The sequence below is a fragment of the Microbacterium sp. Y-01 genome (assembly GCF_003856715.1).
In the GTDB taxonomy this organism is placed as follows: domain Bacteria; phylum Actinomycetota; class Actinomycetes; order Actinomycetales; family Microbacteriaceae; genus Microbacterium; species Microbacterium algeriense.
Genome location: NZ_CP024170.1, coordinates 619,006 through 637,528, shown reverse-complemented (window position 1 = coordinate 637,528; position 18,523 = coordinate 619,006). Strand labels below are relative to the sequence as shown.

Genomic DNA, 18,523 nt, shown 5'->3' with positions numbered 1-18,523 from the left:
TAGCCTTCACTATATCTACAGGTTCGAGCGCGCCCCCGCGAGGTGTGCGGCCGGAGAGGAGCAGGAGTGAGCGAACGCGCACTCGCGGTCATCGTCGTCAATTACGGCTCGGCCGCCCTGCTCTCCACCAACCTCGTCGCGACCGCTGCGGCCCTTCCTGAGGCGCGGATCGTCGTCGTCGACAACCGTTCGACCGCCGAGGAGCGCCGACGGGTGGAGGAGCTGTGCGCCCTCCACGGCTGGGACCTGGTGGCGATGGACGCGAACGCGGGATTCGGCGGCGGCGTGAACGCCGGAGCGACCCACGCGTTCGAGGCCGCCGGGGCCTCGGATCTGCTCCTACTCAACCCCGACGCGCGCATCGATGCGTCATCGACCGCCGCCCTGCTCGATGCCACCTCCGACGGCATGACGCTCGCGTCGCCTCGCGTGGAGGACGCGGAGGGCAGGACCTGGTTCGCCGGCATGGACGTGTACCTCGCCGACGGCTCGATGGGCGGCCCGCGGCGGCGGCGGGAGCAGCCGTCCGCCCGTCGGCTGCCCTGGATCAGCGGGGCCTGCATGCTGATCCCGCGCGCCGTCTGGGACCTCTCGGGGGGCTTCGACGAGGAGTACTTCCTCTACTGGGAGGACGTCGACATCTCGGTGCGAGCGGCGGAGCGGGGTGCCAGGCTCCTCGTGGTGGAGGACGCGATCGCCGTCCACGACGAGGGCGGGACGCATCGGGGGCAGCGTCAGCGCCCGGAGGCGAAGTCCGAGCTGTACTACTACTACAACATCCGCAACCGGCTGCTGTTCGCCGCGCGCCACCTCGACGCCGCCGACGCCGAGGCCTGGAACCGGACGGCCTGGCCGAACGCGCGGCAGGTCCTGCTCCGCGGCGGAAGACGACAGTTCCTCCGCTCGCTCGCGCCCCTGCGTGCCGCATGGCGCGGAGTGCGCGACGGAAGGCGGCTGATGGCAGGCGCTCGGTCGCGCCGGGGTGCTGAGGTCTAAACTCGGATCACCGTCTCTCGCGACCGCGAGGACGCAGGGGCGAGGTGGGGTCACATGGTCGAAGCGCACGACGAGAAGAAGCCGGCTCGCAGCCGCACCTGGATCGTCCTGGCGGTCCTCATCGCGGTGATCGCGCTCGCGGTGGCCGCCGCCTTCATCGTGCCGCCGCTCCTGGCGCCGTCCGGGCAGCCGGCTCCGAGCGGGTCGCCCAGCGCGACCCCGACGGTACCGCCCCGCGACATCGTCGGAACCGACGCGCCGCGCCCCAGTGAGACCCCGTCTCCTGCTCCCTCTGCCAGCGATTCGCCGTTCGCCGAGCTCACGCCCGTCGCACCCGACGCCACGGTCGTCACGGCGGACCGGATCGACATCTCGCTGTCGCGCATCGAAGCCGTCCAGGGCGAGGCCGCCCTCGCCGGAGAGACCTCAGGACCGGCGATCAGAGTCACGGTGCGCCTCGTCAACGAGGGCTCCGACCCCCTCGACCTGGAGTATGTGACGGTGAATGCGTACTCCGGGAAGGACCGCACCCCCGCCGGCACGCTCACGCAGCCGGGAGGGGCGCCGTTCGAAGGATCGCTCGCGCCCGGCGACTCCGCGGAGGGCGTGTACCTGTTCACCGTGCCGGAGTCGGATCGCAAGGACGTGACGGTGACCGTCGACTACCTCCTCGGTGCGCAGGTCGCCGTGTTCCGCGGCGACCTCCGCTGAGGCGGGGGCAGCGATGACCGGCGCCGACAAGTACACGACCACCTCGATCATCGCGGCGGTCGCGGCGGCGGCGTCGGCAGTCCGCTACACCTTCGGCCCCGGCATCAGCATCTCGGTCGTCATCGCCGTCGTGCTGCTTCCGGTGTGGTGGCCGGTGCTGCGGCAGTACCGGTTCGCGAGACCGCTGATCGTCCTCGCGGCTCTCGCCGCGGTCTCCGGGGCCCTGCTCACGGTGTTCGAGACGATGCGGCCGACATCCACGAGCCTCCTGATCGAGCAGTCGCTCACGCTGCTGTCGCTCGCCGGCGGCATCGGCGTCCTGCTGTGGGCGCGCACGGAGCTGGGTTTCGGCGGCACCGCCGTCGCGTTCGGCGTCGGCGCGCTCGCGAACGTCGCGCTCACCGGCGGGAACCCGGCGAACCTGTGGAAGTACTCGCTCGCGGTGCCCGTCATCATCATCGTGCTCGGCTTCACGTCGACGACCCGACGCCGCTCCCTCGACCTGCTCGCGCTCGCGGCGCTCGCGGCCGTGTGCCTGTTCTCGGACTCCCGGTCGATGACGTCCTTCCTGCTCCTGGCCGGCGTCATCGTGCTCTGGCAGATGTTCCTCCCTCCGGGGAGCCGGCGCCCCCGTCCGGCGCAGACCCTCGTGCTCCTCGGCGCTCTGAGCCTGGCAGCCTTCAGCCTGCTGCAGGCCCTGATCCTCGAGGGCGTGCTGGGAGACGCCGCCCAGCAGCGGACACAGGCGCAGATCGACACCTCCGGCTCCCTGATCGCGGGAGGACGCCCCGAGCTCGGTGCCGCCACCGCACTGATCAGCGCCCGCCCGCAGGGATTCGGCAGCGGCGTGCTGCCCACCTCCGTGGACGTCTGGATCGCGAAGACGGGCATGAGCGAGCTGAACTACGACCCGGACAACGGCTACGTCGAGGGCTACATGTTCGGCGGCCAGTTCGAGGTCCACTCCGTGCTCGGCGACCTGTGGCTGCGCTTCGGTCCGCTCGGGGCCGCCTTCGCCGTCGCCCTCCTCGTCGGGGCGATCTACGCCGTGGCCCGTGCGGTCTCCCTCAAGGCGGCATCCGGCCTCGTCGTGTGGCTGACCCTGCTGGGCGCGTGGGACACGTTCTTCAGCCCGCTGCTGACCTCCTCGCGGACGCTGGCGCTGCTCTTCGCCCTCACGGCCATCCCGGTCGCGGAACTCGTGCGACGCCGGCCGGACCGCCCGCGGCGGTCGGATCGGCTGGCCTCACAGGGCGGGCCCGTCGGAGCGGAGTGACACCGCCGACGGGCGTATCCCTCAGAGCTCGCCCGGCTTCATGACCTCGACGTCGATCGCGCGGATCACCCGCTGCGCGGCCGTGTCGGTCGGGGGCTCGGACGACGCCTGGTCGCCCTTGCGCCGACGGGTGGGGGCGTAGACCACGAGCGAGTGGAACAGGAACCGGGCGAAGAACGCCACGATGAGGGAGAGCGCCGTCGCGAGCACGCTGGAGATGTGCCAGGTCTCGACCATCAGAGCCATCACGGGGATGCGCAGCGCCGCCTCGACGTTGTTGAACGCGAACGAGCTGGCGAAGCGGATCCCGACCCCGCGGGCATCCGTCTTCATGTCGGCGAACACGAAGCGCTCCTGCAGCAGGAAGTTGCCGATGATCGTGACCTCGGCACCGACGATCGCCGCCCAGACGTAGGGCACGCCGGCGGCGGTCAGTCCCCACATGATGCCGAGGTTCGCGACCGCCCCGATCACGCCGATGAGGGCGAAGAGCGACATCTTCCCGAAGCGCAGCCGCGCGAGATGGGCGATGAACGTGCCGCCCTGACGCAGGCTCGCCTTGGACGTGCCGTGCCGCCGCTCGGCGAACTCCATCGGCACCTCGGCGATGCGCAGGTCGTTGCGCGCGAGGATCTCGAGGAGGATCTTGAACCCCTGGGGCTTGAGCGCCGACGGATCCAGGCGGGTGCGGTCGACGAGGAAGAAGCCCGTCATGGGGTCGGTGCTGCGGGCGAGGCGACGAGGGAACATCGCCCGCGTCAGCCACGTTGCCACCCGGGAGACGCCGAAGCGCACCGCCGTGCCCAGGCCGCTGGTGTCGCCGCCGCCGATGTAGCGGGACGCGGCGACCACGTCGGCGCCGCCGTCGGCGTGCCGGACGAGCAGGGTGGGGAGAAGCTCCGGCGGATGCTGCAGGTCGCCGTCCATCACGATGCACACGTCGGAGGAGGCGGCCTGGAGGCCGACGACGACGGCGCCGCCCAGCCCTCCCGTGTTCTGCGTCCGGTGGATGACCCGCACCGGGAGCGGGGCGTCCGCCGCGACCCGCGCGATCTCGGCCGCCGTGTCGTCCGCGCTGTCGTCGACGAAGAGGATCTCGGCGTCCCACCCGGCGAGCGCGGCCGCCGTGCGGGCGACCAGTTCGGCGACGCTGTCGCGCTCATTGAACGTCGGCACGATGATCGTCACCGGTGTCCCCACGTCCGCCCCCTGTTCCGCGTGCGCCTCGCGCCCGGCCTCCATCGTTCCACGGGTTCCTGTGCAGAAGGAAACCGGGCCTGCTAGACTCTCGATTCGCGGCTGTGGGAGTCGCGAAGCGGATGGGGATCCGCTCACTGGGGAATCACTGATCTGGGGAGATCATGGGGACGCGTATCGGCTATGCCGTTGGTGCTTTCGACCTGTTTCACGTCGGGCATCTCAACCTTCTTCGTCACGCCAAGCAGCACTGCGACGTTCTGATCGCGGGCGTCGTCAGCGACGAGATGCTGCGTCAGGTGAAGGGCATCGAGCCCGTCATCCCGACGGCGGAGCGTGCGGAGATCGTCAAGCACATCTCGTTCGTCGACGACGTCTACGTCGAGACGACGCCGTCGAAGATGGACTCGTGGCGCGACGTGCAGTTCACGCACTTCTTCAAGGGCGACGACTGGCGCGGCACCGAGAAGGGCCTGCGGCTGGAGTCGGAGTTCGCGGCGGTGGGCGTCGAGGTGGTGTACTTCCCGTACACGGCGCACACGTCGAGCTCGACCCTGCGGCGCGCTCTCGACGCGATCACCGCGGGAGCTGCGGCACCCGCGGCCGCCCTGCGCTGAGCCGCCGTCAGTTCGCGACGCCGAGAAGGCTCCGCGCCATCCGCGCCACATGCGGCGGGGTGTGCGGCCCGAGCCACACCGTCCACTGCGCGGGCGGCTCGGAGCACGTCCACTCCACGCACCAGGCGTGCACGGCGTTCGCCAGCCGTTCACCACGGTGGTGCGCTCGGGTTCCGTCTCCGCGGACGAGCCACCGGACGGAGACCCCGTCGGGCACGTCGATGTGGCGGAACTGGATGCGCGCGGCCGCCTCGAGCAGGATGACACCCTGCACGTCCCATGGCAGGCGGGAGGCGATGCGCGCGATGAGCGCGGCGTCGGCCGCGTCCCCCGCGATGAGCACCGTGCCGTCGATGCTCTCCCAGTCGGGCTCCTCCAGGTGCTCGCACGCGTTGCTCATGCCTCGAGTCTAGGTAAGGCTACCCTTACCCACAAGAGGTCGACTGGGCTAGCCTGATCGCGGCGCCGTCGTCAACCGCTTTGCGGCGACCAGGACCGCGGGCCATGCTGGCTCCGTGGACAGATCCTGGACTTTCCGCCGGCACCGCCAGCGGAGGTGGGCGACGGCGGCCATCGGCCTCATCCTGGCCGGCGCTCTCTCCGGCTGCGGACTCACGATCCCCGCCGACCCGGACGGCACACTCTCCTCCGTCTCCGGCGGCGAGCTGCGCGTCGGCACCTCGCCCGACGGCGACCTGGTCGAGGTGACCCGCGGCGATCCGACGGGGACCGTTGTCGACCTCGTGGATGCCTTCGCCGACAGCATCGAGGCCGAGCCGACGTGGACGGTCGCGTCGGAGGAGACGCTCGTGCGGATGCTGGAGGCGGGCGACCTCGACCTCGTGGCCGGCGGGATCACGCCCGACACTCCGTGGATTGACAAGGCAGGAGTGACCAGGGGCTACCCGGGCATCGAAGGAGCGGACGGGCGAGAGCTCGTGATGCTGGTGCCCCTCGGCGAGAACGCCTTCCTGTCCAAGCTGGAGTCCTTCCTCGACGCGGAGGTCGGCTCATGACCGAGACGAAGCAGTTCGGACGGACGACTCTCCCCTCCGAGCAGGAGCAGGCGATCAAGAAGGCCGTCCGCTGGGAGGTCTTTACGATCGTCTACACCTCGATCACGATCGCGGTGATCGCCCTCGTCGTGGGCGAGTCCCAGGCGATGCGCACCGCGTGGATCGAGGACATGCTGTCCCTCATCCCGCAGATCGCGTTCCTGACCGCACTGCTCTTCGTCCGGCGGCGCCCGACGAAGAAGCACCCGTACGGCCTGCACCGCGCGATGGGCGTCGGACACCTCGTCGCCGGTGTGGCCCTCCTCGCGGTGGGCCTCAACCTCGCCATCGAGGCGGTCACAGGACTCATCGCCGGCGAGCACCCCACGATCGGCACCGTGCAGCTGTTCGGCCAGACGATCTGGCTGGGCTGGCTGATGGTCGCCGTGATGGCCGTCGTCATCGTCGGCCCGGTGTTCCTGTACGGCCCCGCGAAGTCGAAGCTCGCCCCGGTCCTGCACAACAAGCTCCTCTACGCCGATGCCGACATGGCCAAGGCCGACTGGCAGACCACGGTGGCATCGATCGTCGGCGTGCTCGGCGTGGGCGTCGGGGTGTGGTGGCTGGACGGCGCGGCGGCCCTGTTCATCTCGCTCGGCATCATCTGGGACGGCTTCCGCAACACCAGGACGGCGATCGTCGACCTCATGGATCAGCGCGCCCGCACGTATGACAGCAAGAACCCGCACCCGCTCGCCCGTGACATCGTGTCGTACCTGCGCAGCCGACCCTGGGTGGCCGACGCGGGCGTGCGGATGCGCGATCAGGGCCAGGTCTTCCACGTCGAGGCGTTCGTCGTGCCGCATCGGAGCAAGGTCTCGGTGGAGGACATCGACGCCGCGGCGGCCGGGATCGCCGACATCGACTGGAAGATGCAGGACGTGGTCGTGATGCCGGTCGGCGACCTGCCCGACGAGGCGGACACGGGCAGATGACGGTCGAGGAGCCGCTCTTCCCCGGGTTCGCCGAAGCGCGGATCCCGACCGGCGACGCCGAGATCTTCGTACGGTACGGGGGATCCGGTCCGGCCGTGATGCTCCTGCACGGGCATCCGCGGACCTCGGCGACCTGGCATCGCGTGGCGCCCCTGCTCGTGGAACAGGGCTTCACCGTGATCTGCCCCGATCTGCGCGGCTACGGGCGCTCCCGCGGGCCGCGGCCGGTCCCGGATCACTCGGCGCACTCGAAGCGCGCGGTCGCGGCCGACATGGTCGAGGTCGCCCGGCGGCTCGGACAGGAGCGGTTCCACCTCGCCGGCCACGACCGCGGCAGCTACGTCGCGCTCCGACTCGCCATCGACCATCCGGACCGCGTCGATCGGCTCGCGCTCATGGACTGCATCCCGATCACCGAGCACCTGCGACGGGCGGACGCGCGATTTGCCACGAGCTGGTGGCATTGGTTCTTCTTCGCGCAGCCCGACATCCCCGAACGCGTCATCAACGCCGACCCCGACGCCTGGTACGCCGCGAAGGCCGACGCCGAGACCATGGGTGCCGCGAACCATGCGGAGCTGCGGGCGGCGGTCCACGACCCGGAGGTCGTGCGGGCGATGCTGGAGGACTACCGCGCCGGCCTCACCGTCGACCGCGAACACGAGGAGGCCGACCGGAGCGCCGGGCGCCGGATCGACGCGCCGACGCTCATCCTCTGGTCCGCCCACGACGACCTCGAGTCGCTGCACGGGGACCCGCTCGAGATCTGGCGGGGCTGGGCCACGGACGTCAGGGGCCACCGCGTCGACAGCCGCCACCACATGGCCGAGGAGGCCGCACCCGACGTCGCCGCCTCGCTCGGACGGTTCTTCTCCTGAGCCGCTCCCGTCACAGGCCGCTCCCAGCGCCACCCCCGCCGGGCGGCCGTAGGCTGGTCGTATGACTGCTCCCGCTTCCGACACCATCACGATGTTCGGCGCCGACTGGTGCCGCGACTGCATCCGCACGAAGAAGCAGCTCGACGAGCTCGGCGTCGCCTACACGTACGTCGACCTGGTCGCCGAGCCGGCCGCCGCGGACGTCGCGAAGGAGATCTCGGGACGCACGAACATCCCCGTCGTGGTGTACCCCGACGCCTCGCACCACGTCGAGCCGTCGAACGCGGACGTCGAGTCGAAGCTGCGCGAGCTCTCGCTGATCTGATCGTCTCGGCGCGCCGCTACACTGGCGCGATGAGCACCGAAGCTCGACCCGAACGGGCGTCCGTCCGCCTCTCCGCGCGCACCGTCGCCCTGTACGCGATCGGCTCGCTCGGCACCGGCGGATACGCCACTCTGCCGGGTCTGGTGCTGACGTACTTCCTCACCGACAACCTCGGTGTCGCCGCGCTGGCCGCCGGACTCATCGTGACCGCGGCGAAGGTCTGGGACGTGCTGATCGACCCCCTGATCGGAGCCGCATCCGATCGGCAGCTCGCCCGCACCGGCTCCCGCCGCGGCTTCATGGTCACGGGCGGGCTCGCGCTCCCGGCGTTCTTCGCGCTGACCTTCGCCGTGCCGCCGTCCTGGGGTCCGGTGGCCGGCGCGATCTGCGTGCTGCTCGCCTTCCTCGCCACGGCGACGGCGTTCAGCCTGTTCCAGGTGCCCTACGTGGCACTGCCCGCCGAACTCACCGGCAGCTACGACGAGCGCACCCGGCTCCTCGGCTGGCGGGTGGTGGTGCTCACCGCAGCGATCCTCCTCTTCGGCGCCGGAGGCCCTGCTCTGCGCAACGCCGGCGACGACCCGGTGACCGGGTACCTGCTGATGGGCATCGCCTCCGGGATCGTGATCGGCGTCGGGATGCTGATCGCGTCCCGCACGGCTGCGGCTGCGGCTCGACGGATGTCGTCCGGACGCGAGGCCGAGACGATCCCCTCCACGTGGCGCGATCAGTACATGTCGGGCTTCCGCGCGCTCGGGCGCAGCCAGCCGTTCCGCGCCCTGCTGGGCACCTTCGTGCTGCAGGCGCTCGCGACCGGCACGATGCTCGCCGGAGCCCAGTACGTCGCGACCTGGGTGCTCCGATCCGAGGACGCGGTGACCTTCGTGTTCGTCGCCCTCGTCGGCCCGGCACTGCTGGCCACCCCGGGCTGGACGCTCATCGCCCGTCGGCTCGGAAAGGAGCGGGCGTTCGCCGGCGCCAGCGTGCTGTTCACGATCGCCGCAGCCTCGCTCGTCCTCGCGGTGTGGGCGCCCGGCCCCTGGATCTACGCCTCGGTCGCGGTCGCCGGCATCGCCTACGCGGGCCTCCAGTCGCTGCCCATGGCGATGCTGCCCGATGTCATCACGCACGACGAGCGCACCAGCGGCACCGGACAGGCCGGCACGTTCACGGGGATCTGGACCGCCGGCGAGACCATCGGCTTCGCTCTGGGCGCCACCGCGGTGTCGCTGACGCTCGCCGCCACCGGGTACGTCTCCACCGTCGCCGGGGAGACCGTGGATCAGCCGGACGCGGCCATCGCCGGCATCGTCCTGAGCTTCAGCGTCCTCCCCGCGCTGCTCATGATCGCCAGTCTGCTGACGCTGCGGGGGTACCGTCTGCGGCGGGACGACATCGAGGCGCCGATGACCTCCGACGCCTAAGCTGGGATCCCGTCCGAAGGAGACGCCGATGACTTCTGCGACCACGCCCACCGACACGGCCCCCGCGACGACCGCCTCGAAGCCCGAGACGCCGGCTCTCAGCGAGGCGGAACGCGACCGTCTCGACGCGGCGATCCGCGACCTCGCGACCGGAGCACTCACCTGGTCGGCATTGACGCTCGCTCAGCGGGTGACGCTGCTGCGGGCCGTGCGCAGCGGGGTCGCCGCGACGGCCGAGGACTGGGCGAACACCGCCGCCGCGTCCAAGGGGCTCGATGCCGGGCACCCCCTCCGGGGAGAGGAGTGGCTCAGCGGCCCGTACAGCGTCCTCGGCGCGCTCGATGCCTACATCGAGACCCTGAAGCGGCTCGCCGAGGGCACCAATCCCCTCGACGGGATCCGGGTCGATCGCGCCCCCGGCGGGCGGACCCGCGTGCACGCGTTCCCCCTGACCGGCATCGATCGCTTCCTGCTGTCGGGCTTCACGGGAGAGGTCTGGCTGGAGCCCGGCGTCACGCCCAGCACGGCCCGTGCCGCGGCCGGCCTGGCACAGCGCACCCCCGGCGACTCCGGCGGGGTCGGTCTGGTGCTCGGCGCCGGCAACGTCACCTCCATCCCCGTGCTCGACGTGCTCTACGAGCTGCTCGCCCACAACCGCACCGCACTGCTCAAGGTGAACCCCACACAGGACCCGCTCGTCCCGGTGTACAAGCGCGCCCTCGCCGCCCTCATCGAACCCGGGTTCCTCCGCATCGTCCGCGGGGGGCCGGCCGCCGGCGCCCACCTGACCCAGCACCCCGACATCGCGCACGTGCACATCACGGGTTCGGCGGCCACGTTCGACACCATCGTGTGGGGGCCGTCGAAGGGCGACGGAGCCGCGACGACGAAGCGTCGGCGACGGGAGAACCGTCCGCTGCTGAAGAAGCCCATCACGGCGGAGCTCGGCGGCGTGTCCCCCATCATCGTGGTCCCCGGGGCGTGGACCGCCGCCGACCTCGCCTACCAGGCCGAGCACATCGCGACCATGCGGCTGCAGAACTGCGGGCACAACTGCATCGCCGGACAGGTCGTCATCATGTCGTCGGACTGGGACCAGGCCGACGCCTTCCGTGCCGCCCTGCGCCGGGCGTACGCCAACGCGCCGGAGCGCCCGATCTGGTACCCCGGGTCTCCGGCCCGCATGCAGACGGCCACGGACGACTACCCCGACGCCCTGGTGCTCGGGGATCGCCTGCTGGTGGAGATCGACGACACCGACGACCCGACCGCCCTCGAGAACACCGAGTACTTCGCGCCGGTGCTCGGCGTGGTGGCGCTCCCCGGCACCGGGCAGGAGTTCCTGGACGCCGCCGTCGCCCACGCGAACGAGAGACTGCAGGGCACGCTGGGCGCGAACCTGCTGATCGACCCGGCAACGGAGAAGGCGCTCGGCAGCGGCTTCGAACGCGCGATCACCGCCCTGCACTACGGTTCGATCGCCATCAACGGCTGGACCGCGTTCGGCTTCATCACGCCGACCCTGACCTGGGGAGCATTCCCCGGCGGCACGATCCAGGACGTGGGCAGCGGCCTCGGCGTGGTGCACAACGCCCTGCTGCTGGACCGGGTCGAGAGGTCGGTGCTGCGCGGCCCGTTCCGGCCCTTCCCGCGGTCGCTGCCGCTCGTCAACGGCGGGGGGCGCCTGACCATCCTCCCCAAGCCGCCGTGGTTCGTCTCCGCGCGCACCGGCGCCGCCGTGAGCGAGGGCCTGACGCGGCACCGTGCCACCGGGGGCGTCGGCGGACTGCTGAAGACGCTGACCAAGGCGCTGCGGGCGTAGAGCGGGTCACGCCTCCGGACGGAACCGGTCGGTCGCGGCACGCAGGGCCGCGCTGATGCCCGGCTCGCTCGCGGAATGACCGGCGTCGTCGATGATCTGGAAGTCGGCCTCCGGCCACGCGCGGTGCAGCTCCCACGCGGTCATCATCGGCGTCACGACGTCGTGACGGCCCTGGACGATCACCGTGGGGATGTGCCGGATGACGTCGACCCCGGCGAGGAGCTGCCCCTCCTCCCACCAGCCGCCGTGCACGAAGAAGTGATTCTCGATGCGCGCGAAAGCGACGGCCCTGCGCGGGTCCGCCATGTCCTTCATCTGCTGCGGATCGGGCCGAAGCGTCACCGTCGCAGCCTCCCACGCGGCCCAGGCCAGAGCGGCCGGCTCATGCACGGCGGGGTCGAGGTCGAACAGTCGTCGGTGATACGCCTCGATCATGCGCGAGCGTTCCAGCACCGGGATCGGGGCGATGAACTCCTCCCAGCGATCGGGGAACAGCGCCGCCGCCCCACCCTCGTAGAACCACTCCAGCTCCACGCGGCGCAGGGTGAAGACGCCCCGCAGGATCAGTTCGCTGACCGCGGCCGGGTGCGCCTGGGCGTAGGCGAGCGCCAGGGCGCTGCCCCACGATCCGCCGAACACCTGCCACTGCTCGATGCCGAGGTTCTTGCGCAGCAGTTCGAGGTCGGCGATCAGGTGCGCGGTCGTGACGTGGCGCAGGTCCGCGTCCGACGCACTCGCGTGCGGCGTGCTGCGTCCGCAGCCGCGCTGGTCGAGGAGCACGATGCGATAGGCCGCGGGGTCGAAGAAGCGCCGCTGCCAGGGCGCTGTCCCACTGCCGGGACCGCCGTGCAGGAACACCACGGGCTTCCCTTCCGGGTTGCCGCTGACCTCCCAGTACACCCGGTGCCCGTCGCCGACGAGCAGCTCCCCCGTCTCGTACGGCTCGATCTCCGGATAGAGCCCCGCCGTCTTCTCGTCCATAGACCCCCCAGCCTGTCGTGCGGTCCTGCCGGATCCACGCTATCTGATACCGAGCGGACCCCCGGCCTACAGCTCGCCTTCGTCGAGCGTGAAGAGCTGCCCGCAGACGTCGAGGCCGTTGGCGTACCCCTCCGCGAACCAGCGCTGCCGCTGCTCGCTCGAGCCGTGCGTCCAGCTCTCCGGATTCACGAATCCGGACTGCTCCTGGATGTGGTCGTCGCCGACGGCGAACGCGGCGTTCAGCGCGTCGATGCGCTGCTCCTCGGTCGACGGCTCGAGGTAGCGGTCTCCGTCGGCGTCGGTCTGCTCCGACATCCGCCCGATCCAGGCGCCGGCGTAGCAGTCGGCCTGCAGCTCGGTGCGCACGCCGTTGCTGCCAGGCCCGGTCCCGTTGTTCGGGTGGTCGTCCATGGCCCCGGTGATGTACTGGATGTGGTGACCCCACTCGTGGCCGACGATGTACAGCTGCGCGAGGTTGCCCGCCGAGGCGCCGAACTGCTGCTGCATGAGCTGGAAGAAGGTCGGGTCGATGTACACGGTCTCGTCGCCGGGGCAGAAGAACGGACCGACCGCGTTCGATGCGGTCCCGCACGCGGTCGACGTCGAGCCATCGACCACGATCAGCTGCGGGGCGCGGTAGTTCTCGACGTTGTCGGCCCAGAACGCGTCGAGCGCGAGCTGAGCACCCGCCATCCGGCAGTCCACGTCGGCGTTCGCGTCGGCGCCGGTGTCGCAGTTCTCGATCGCGGAGCCGCCGACCGGCCCGCCGCCGCCGCTGGGAGCTCCGCCGCCGAGGAGCCCGGTGAGGTCGATGCCCAGCAGCGGGCCCGCGATGAGCGCGATGATGCCGAGCACACCGACACCAGTGCCGCCGGCGATGGCAGCTGTGCGTCCGCGTCGACGGGTGGTGTTGCCCGAGAGGTCGGCGTCGGGATTGAAAGTCATGCGTCGAGGGTACTCCGGGCGCGATCGGTCGTAGGCTCGGGACATGACCACCACGATCACCATCACCGGCGCGGGCGGGCAGATCGGCTACGCCCTCCTCTTCCGCATCGCGGCGGGCGACCTGCTCGGCCCCGACGAGAAGGTGCGGCTGCGGCTGCTGGAGATCCCCCAGGGCCTGGGGGCGGCCGAGGGTGCGGCTCTCGAGCTGCAGGACGGCGCGTTCGGGCTGCTGGAACATGTCGAGGTGACCGATGACGCGGCGGTGGGCTTCGACGGCTGCGACCTCGCGCTGCTGGTGGGTGCTCGCCCGCGCGGCCCCGGCATGGAGCGCGGCGACCTGCTGGCCGCCAACGGAGGCATCTTCGGTCCGCAGGGGTCGGCCATCGCCGCGAACGCCGCGTCCGGCGTGCGCGTGACCGTGGTCGGCAATCCGGCCAACACCAACGCGCTGATCGCCTCGGCGTCCGCCGACGGGGTGCCGGCGGACCGGTTCACGGCGCTGACCCGGCTCGATGAGAACCGCGCCCGCGCGCAGCTCGCGCTGACGCTCGGCACGCCGGTGCACACCGTGCGCCGCGTCCCGATCTGGGGCAACCACTCGGCGACGCAGTTCCCCGACGTGTCGCACGCGACCGTCGGCGGCAAGCCGGCGCGGGAGGCACTGGAGCAGATCGTCGGCGACGTTCCCGCCTGGCTCGAGCAGACGTTCATCCCGCGCGTCGCGAAGCGCGGGGCCGAGATCATCGATGTCCGCGGATCGTCGTCGGTCGCGTCCGCGGCGAGCGCGACGATCGATCACGTGCGCGACTGGGTGCGCGGAACCGAGGACTGGACGTCGGCGGGCGTCGTCTCGCGCGGCGAGTACGGCGTGCCGGAAGGACTCGTGTGCTCGTTCCCGGTCGAGGCGGTCGATGGGCAATGGCGCGTGGTGGAGGGCCTGGACGTGGACGACTGGGCGCGGGCCCGGATCGACGCCTCCGTGGCGGAACTCGTCGAGGAGCGCGAGGCGGTGCGATCCCTCGGTCTGCTCTGACACCTCTCCCGGGCATGGGGAGTTCTGCCCATCGCAGACTTTTCCCCGGCCCCGGTAGATTTGCAGCGGACGGGAGAGCCGTCGAGGAGGGGCGACGACATGGCACAGTGGGACGAACTGCATCCGGGACGCGGGAGCACGGGCGCCGCGAACGATGCGGCGACGCGGGTGAGCAACCGGAGCACCGGCACCGAGACGGTGCGTACGGCGCTGGCGAACGCGGCCACGGCCACCACGGAGGCGATCTGGGCCGGCGACGCGGGCGCCGCGTTCCGCACGTCCCTGACCAAGCCGCAGACCCTGTGCGACGAGTTGAAGACCGAGTTCTCCGCGGTGCAGACCGCGCTGACCGCCTACGCGACCGAGGTCGATCGGATCCGGGTCGCGACGACGGCCGCGCACCAGGCGTACGCGACCGGATACGCCACCTGGAAGGCCGCGGAGCAGGAGGAGAGCCTCTTCCCGCTGTCGACCTACACGTTCAACGCCCCGAACCCCACCCTGCAGCCCGGCCTCTTCGTCCCGAGCGGCACCAAGCCAGGGCTGTCCGAGATGCGCGCTGCGGCGAACCAGCTCAAGACGCTCGCCACGCAGCGCCAGGCGGCCGACGATGCTCTCGTCGCCGCCCTCGCCCCGCCCGCGTCCTCGCGATGGGATGCGATGCAGTCGGCATTGAACTTCGCGGGCATCGATGACATCGACGATCTGACGTACGACAACCTCGGCGACGCCTTCGCGAACGTCGCGGACGAGATCGCCGAGGGCGACCTCACCGACGAGAACGTGCAGGCGATGCAGGACTTCTTCGACGTGTGGGGCGACGACACGTTCGTCATGTCGCAGTTCTTCCTCGAGGTCGGCGGAGAGAACACCGTCTCGATGATCGACAACCTCGGCGACGCGGTCATGGTCGACGGCCTCGCCGGAGCGACCGCCCTCGCGCTGGCGACCTCGATCCGGGGCGGCCTCTCCACCGGCTCGCAGATCTGGATGCCCTCCACGTCGAGCGACTTCGCCGAGAGCATGCTCACCGGTGCGTCGTCGAGCGTGGGCGGCGCCGTCGCCGCGATCGGCTTCCTGTTCTCCGACGAGAAGAACCACCCGCTCGGCGTGAACCTCACCGTCGCGATGGCCGACGAGATCGACCGCATCGAACGCGACCCGTCGAGCATGCAGTACGGCAACTGGACGGACTTCTCCCCGAACGCCGGCGGTCGCACCCTCGCGTTCCTGGAGGGCGAGCAGACCGGCCTCGACGGCAACCGCGTCGACGACCTGGCCGGCCGCATCTTCTCCACCCTCGGCACCTACCCCGACGCCGCGCTCGACTGGCTCACCTCGACCGACGACGACCCGTTCGGTGATGGCGACCTCGGCACGGGACGTGTGGACTACTGGTTCGGTGAGCGCGACTGGAGCGCGAACACCACCGGAGACGGCTTCGAAGGCCCGAGCGCCCTGTGGGCAGGTGCCCAGCAGGCGGCCGGCGGCCCCGCGGATGCCACGCACACGTACAACCCGGAGACGTGGGAGCGCGTGGCTGCCCTCACATCTGACGTGGTGCGTTCCCTCATCGAGAACGAGTCGTTCCTGCCGGAGAATCTCACCAGCATCGGCCAGGTGCGTCTCGCGGAGGGCATCTCGCTCTCGATGCCGTACTTCGCCGAGGCGGCCACCGAATCCGACGACCTCTCGGGAACGCGCGACTCGATCCAGACCATTCTCATCGGCACCGACCTTGAGCGAACCATCCCGGATGTATCCCCGGATCAGCTCGCCCAGCTGCTCGGCACGGCCTCCTGGTCCGACGGCGAGACGTCCTCGGCCGGAGCGCAGGCGATCACCGCCTCCGTGCAGCAGTATCAGGACGCGTTGATCACGCTCGCCGACCTCCGCGGTGACGCGGACTTCACACAGGAAGCGATCACACGTGTCGTCGCCCTGCAGAGTTGGTTGGATGGCGCACCAGCCGGCACTGATCTCGCCGAGGCGACGCGCCACGATGCCGCGGTGCAGGCGGCCATCGACGGGGTGAGCACGGTTGTCGGGCTCATCCCGATCCCCGGCCTCGGCGACGTGCTGGTGCAGGGGGGAAGCACGCTGATCGACATCGGTCAGGATGTCGTGGTCGGCCAGGTGACCGAATTCGCGGAGGGCCAGGCGACGTCTGCGTGGGGCAATGCGCACGAAGTACTGTTGCAGGAGCAGGAGAACAATGCTGCCGGTCGCGAGGCCGCGATGATGGAGAGCGTCCGGCAGCTGCTGGACGATCTCGGAATGACCGAGGGCCTGTCCGCCACGGAGGCGGAAGAGCTCGCCCGGCAGCACTTCTGGGTCTACGACATCGGTACGGAGGCCTTCACGTCATGGGCAGAAGGACACGCAGAATGAAGCGCGCACACGCAGCAATCGGTCTTGCCGTCATGGGGATCGCCCTCGCCGGGTGCACTCCTGCTGCTGAGGCGCCCGAGGTCACGTGGCAGAGCGGCCCTCCCTCCGGGGAATGGGAGAGCGACCCGTGGGTCGAAGCGGTGCGTGCCTCCGATCTCGCACTGAACACCGCGCTCGTCACCCGTGATTACACGAGCGAAGAGCTCCGTTCGACCACCTCCTCTTCGGCGATCAAGGCTTTCTCGTCCGCCCAGACGAGCGCCGCGAAGGGAAACCGCCACTTCACCTCACCCGGCCCCACTCCGATGATCCCCCTCGATGTCGAGGAGACCGACGGCGAGGCCATCGTGCGGATGTGCCAGGCCCAGGACTGGGTACTCACCGCCGACAAGCCCACCGCGCCCACCGAGCTTCAGGGGCAGGTGGCCGAATTCCGGGTGGTCATGCGCGATGGCGGCGAGCGTCGTTCGGAAGGCGCCGCCCTCAAGCTCGAGGAGTGCGACCTCGACGGTGTCAGCATCGGTCTCTTCGACCCGCAGCCGGACCCCAGCGAGACCTACTCTCCGGACGATGTGAAGGAGCCGTCATGACCGACCTCCAGTTCGACTCCGAAGCCGTCGGCGCGACCGGCAGCACCCTGCAGAGCACCGCATGGGGCTTGAGCCTGGACGTGGACCTCGCCCTCGGCGCCTGCGGGAGCTCGGCCGTCTCCGCCGCCGCCGACACCTGGGCCATGTGGGCCAAGGGCACACTGCTGCAGCTGCAGAGCATGACCGCCGGCGCCGGCGTCGTCGCCCGCGATGCGGCGACCGCCTTCGAGACGCAGGAAGCCGAGATCACCAGCGCCGCCAACAGCGGCACGCCCTGAGGAATGCGCACCGACGACGTGAAGTCGCCGTGATGACAGAGTGCCGATGGCCGAGTGCACGGCATCGCGTCGAGTGCACGGCTTGACCGCGAGCGCAAGCCGTGCACTCGGCGGGAGCCCGTGCACTCGGCGGAAGGTGTTCGCGGAGACCGTGACGATGCGGGTGGCCTGCACGGAGGGGGCGGACAGGGCACAATGGAGGTGGAGTGAGGTGGAGGTGCGCCGATGAGCGAGACGATCGATCCTGTAGCGAGGAATGCCGCGGATGAGACCCTGACGAGCCCGCTGCACCTTCCGCACGCCGCGGCGGAGTGCCCCAAGTGCTTCACCGAGTTGCAGGAGAACCGCAACTTCTGGCTCGCCCGCCCCGACGGCTCCCGCCTGGTCGGCCTGGTCGTCTCCCGCGACGACATGCCCTCGATCGTGGAGCAGCGCGCCGACCTCACGCGCTTCGGGGTCCCCATCGAGGGATTCCGTCACCCGGCGCCCGACATCCTGGAGAGCTGGAGCGACCGCCTCTCCCGCCTCATCAACACGCTGAACCCCGGCGACGTGCTCGTGGTCGCGACGATCGCCGCGCTCGGGCGGAACAGCGAGGAGGGCGCCCGCACGGTCGCCGAGCTCCGCCGTCACGGGATCATCGTGAAGGTCCTGAACCACAACGCGCGCCACCTGGCCGACGCCGCCGCCGCCGTTCACTGATCGGCACCAGGACGCAGAAGAGGGGATGCCGGATCGGCATCCCCTCTTCTCGCTGAAGCGTTACTGGCGGATCTGCGCCGCGAGCTGCTCGTCCGTCGACTGCAGCGACTGGGCTGCGACGTCGAGGAAGCGGGCCATGCCCTCGATACCGGCGATGGTCGCGGTGGCGCCCTGGTTGAACTGCGCGTACGAGGCGTCGAACGCGCCCGACGCCGACGTGGTCACGAAGCCGCCCGAGACGAGCTCCGACACGTAGGCGCGGAGGTTCTTCAGCTGGGTCTCGATGTCCTGCTGGCCCGTGCGGAGACGGCCAGCAGCGTCCTTCATGTCGGCGTAGCTGACTTTGAGGTTCGTCATGGTGTTACCT

General features: G+C 70.5%; 20 protein-coding genes. 15 read left to right on the top strand and 5 right to left on the bottom strand.

Going from position 1 to position 18,523, the window contains the following annotated elements:
* Nucleotides 1-66 precede the first annotated feature (66 nt).
* Genes CSX12_RS02920 through CSX12_RS02910 form a run of 3 tightly spaced genes read left to right on the top strand, consistent with a single transcriptional unit; the run spans nucleotide 67 to nucleotide 2,983 of the window.
* Nucleotides 67-996: a glycosyltransferase family 2 protein gene (locus tag CSX12_RS02920; RefSeq protein ID WP_124894796.1), complete on the top strand. Its 930-nt coding sequence runs from the start codon at nucleotides 67-69 to the stop codon at nucleotides 994-996.
* A gap of 54 nt (nucleotides 997-1,050) precedes the next feature.
* Nucleotides 1,051-1,707, top strand: coding sequence for a hypothetical protein (locus CSX12_RS02915; RefSeq protein ID WP_124894795.1), 657 nt, complete (start codon nucleotides 1,051-1,053; stop codon nucleotides 1,705-1,707).
* 13 nt (nucleotides 1,708-1,720) lie between these two features.
* The gene (locus CSX12_RS02910; protein ID WP_017204638.1) at nucleotides 1,721-2,983 is read left to right on the top strand and encodes a hypothetical protein; all 1,263 of its coding nucleotides are present in this window, start codon (nucleotides 1,721-1,723) and stop codon (nucleotides 2,981-2,983) included.
* Between the two features lie 21 nt (nucleotides 2,984-3,004).
* On the opposite strand, the gene CSX12_RS02905 is transcribed toward CSX12_RS02910, so the two are convergent.
* Entirely contained in the window at nucleotides 3,005-4,225 is a 1,221-nt protein-coding gene (locus CSX12_RS02905) for a glycosyltransferase (RefSeq protein ID WP_124894794.1), read from the bottom strand.
* Between the two features lie 119 nt (nucleotides 4,226-4,344).
* On the opposite strand from CSX12_RS02905, the gene CSX12_RS02900 reads away from it, so the two are divergent.
* Nucleotides 4,345-4,797 carry an adenylyltransferase/cytidyltransferase family protein gene (locus tag CSX12_RS02900; protein ID WP_124894793.1) on the top strand — a complete coding sequence of 151 codons (453 nt, stop codon included), beginning with the start codon at nucleotides 4,345-4,347 and terminating at the stop codon, nucleotides 4,795-4,797.
* Nucleotides 4,798-4,804: 7 nt separating this feature from the next.
* On the opposite strand, the gene CSX12_RS02895 is transcribed toward CSX12_RS02900, so the two are convergent.
* Nucleotides 4,805-5,197, bottom strand: coding sequence for an SIP domain-containing protein (locus tag CSX12_RS02895; RefSeq protein WP_124894792.1), 393 nt, complete (start codon nucleotides 5,195-5,197; stop codon nucleotides 4,805-4,807).
* A gap of 115 nt (nucleotides 5,198-5,312) precedes the next feature.
* On the opposite strand from CSX12_RS02895, the gene CSX12_RS02890 reads away from it, so the two are divergent.
* The 6 genes from CSX12_RS02890 (at nucleotide 5,313) to CSX12_RS02865 (ending at nucleotide 11,236) form a co-directional block, all read left to right on the top strand.
* On the top strand, nucleotides 5,313-5,813 hold the full coding sequence (locus CSX12_RS02890; RefSeq protein ID WP_241160549.1) for a transporter substrate-binding domain-containing protein: 501 nt from the start codon (nucleotides 5,313-5,315) through the stop codon (nucleotides 5,811-5,813).
* On the top strand, nucleotides 5,810-6,787 hold the full coding sequence (locus CSX12_RS02885) for a cation transporter (protein WP_124894791.1): 978 nt from the start codon (nucleotides 5,810-5,812) through the stop codon (nucleotides 6,785-6,787). Before CSX12_RS02890 ends, CSX12_RS02885 begins: the two co-directional genes overlap by 4 nt.
* Nucleotides 6,784-7,665 (top strand): alpha/beta hydrolase, encoded by an 882-nt coding sequence (locus CSX12_RS02880; protein WP_124894790.1) that lies wholly within the window; start codon nucleotides 6,784-6,786, stop codon nucleotides 7,663-7,665. Before CSX12_RS02885 ends, CSX12_RS02880 begins: the two co-directional genes overlap by 4 nt.
* Nucleotides 7,666-7,726: 61 nt before the next feature.
* Nucleotides 7,727-7,990: a glutaredoxin domain-containing protein gene (locus CSX12_RS02875; RefSeq protein ID WP_124894789.1), complete on the top strand. Its 264-nt coding sequence runs from the start codon at nucleotides 7,727-7,729 to the stop codon at nucleotides 7,988-7,990.
* 29 nt (nucleotides 7,991-8,019) lie between these two features.
* Entirely contained in the window at nucleotides 8,020-9,414 is a 1,395-nt protein-coding gene (locus tag CSX12_RS02870; protein ID WP_124894788.1) for an MFS transporter, read from the top strand.
* 28 nt (nucleotides 9,415-9,442) lie between these two features.
* Nucleotides 9,443-11,236: an aldehyde dehydrogenase family protein gene (locus CSX12_RS02865; protein ID WP_124894787.1), complete on the top strand. Its 1,794-nt coding sequence runs from the start codon at nucleotides 9,443-9,445 to the stop codon at nucleotides 11,234-11,236.
* 6 nt (nucleotides 11,237-11,242) lie between these two features.
* On the opposite strand, the gene pip is transcribed toward CSX12_RS02865, so the two are convergent.
* Together pip and CSX12_RS02855 are read right to left on the bottom strand one after the other, a co-directional pair.
* Nucleotides 11,243-12,217, bottom strand: a complete 975-nt coding sequence (gene pip, locus CSX12_RS02860; RefSeq protein WP_124894786.1) for a prolyl aminopeptidase — start codon at nucleotides 12,215-12,217, stop codon at nucleotides 11,243-11,245.
* A gap of 66 nt (nucleotides 12,218-12,283) precedes the next feature.
* Nucleotides 12,284-13,162, bottom strand: coding sequence for a neutral zinc metallopeptidase (locus CSX12_RS02855; RefSeq protein WP_124894785.1), 879 nt, complete (start codon nucleotides 13,160-13,162; stop codon nucleotides 12,284-12,286).
* A 43-nt stretch (nucleotides 13,163-13,205) separates the two neighbouring features.
* Between CSX12_RS02855 and CSX12_RS02850 the strand changes: the two genes are divergently transcribed.
* The 5 genes from CSX12_RS02850 to CSX12_RS02830 all read left to right on the top strand — a co-directional run bounded on the left by CSX12_RS02850 (nucleotide 13,206) and on the right by CSX12_RS02830 (nucleotide 18,156).
* Nucleotides 13,206-14,195: a malate dehydrogenase gene (locus tag CSX12_RS02850; protein ID WP_124894784.1), complete on the top strand. Its 990-nt coding sequence runs from the start codon at nucleotides 13,206-13,208 to the stop codon at nucleotides 14,193-14,195.
* A 99-nt stretch (nucleotides 14,196-14,294) separates the two neighbouring features.
* A complete protein-coding gene (locus CSX12_RS02845) occupies nucleotides 14,295-16,586 on the top strand; it encodes a hypothetical protein (RefSeq protein WP_017204359.1) in 2,292 nt (763 codons plus the stop codon).
* Entirely contained in the window at nucleotides 16,583-17,176 is a 594-nt protein-coding gene (locus tag CSX12_RS02840) for a hypothetical protein (protein ID WP_124894783.1), read from the top strand. Before CSX12_RS02845 ends, CSX12_RS02840 begins: the two co-directional genes overlap by 4 nt.
* Nucleotides 17,173-17,454: a hypothetical protein gene (locus CSX12_RS02835; RefSeq protein ID WP_017204357.1), complete on the top strand. Its 282-nt coding sequence runs from the start codon at nucleotides 17,173-17,175 to the stop codon at nucleotides 17,452-17,454. The genes CSX12_RS02840 and CSX12_RS02835 overlap by 4 nt, the downstream gene beginning before the upstream one ends.
* A gap of 225 nt (nucleotides 17,455-17,679) precedes the next feature.
* Entirely contained in the window at nucleotides 17,680-18,156 is a 477-nt protein-coding gene (locus CSX12_RS02830) for a recombinase family protein (RefSeq protein WP_017204356.1), read from the top strand.
* 60 nt (nucleotides 18,157-18,216) lie between these two features.
* Here the strand turns inward: CSX12_RS02830 and CSX12_RS02825 are convergent, their stop codons facing one another.
* Nucleotides 18,217-18,513, bottom strand: coding sequence for a WXG100 family type VII secretion target (locus CSX12_RS02825; protein ID WP_124894782.1), 297 nt, complete (start codon nucleotides 18,511-18,513; stop codon nucleotides 18,217-18,219).
* Nucleotides 18,514-18,523: the final 10 nt, after the last annotated feature.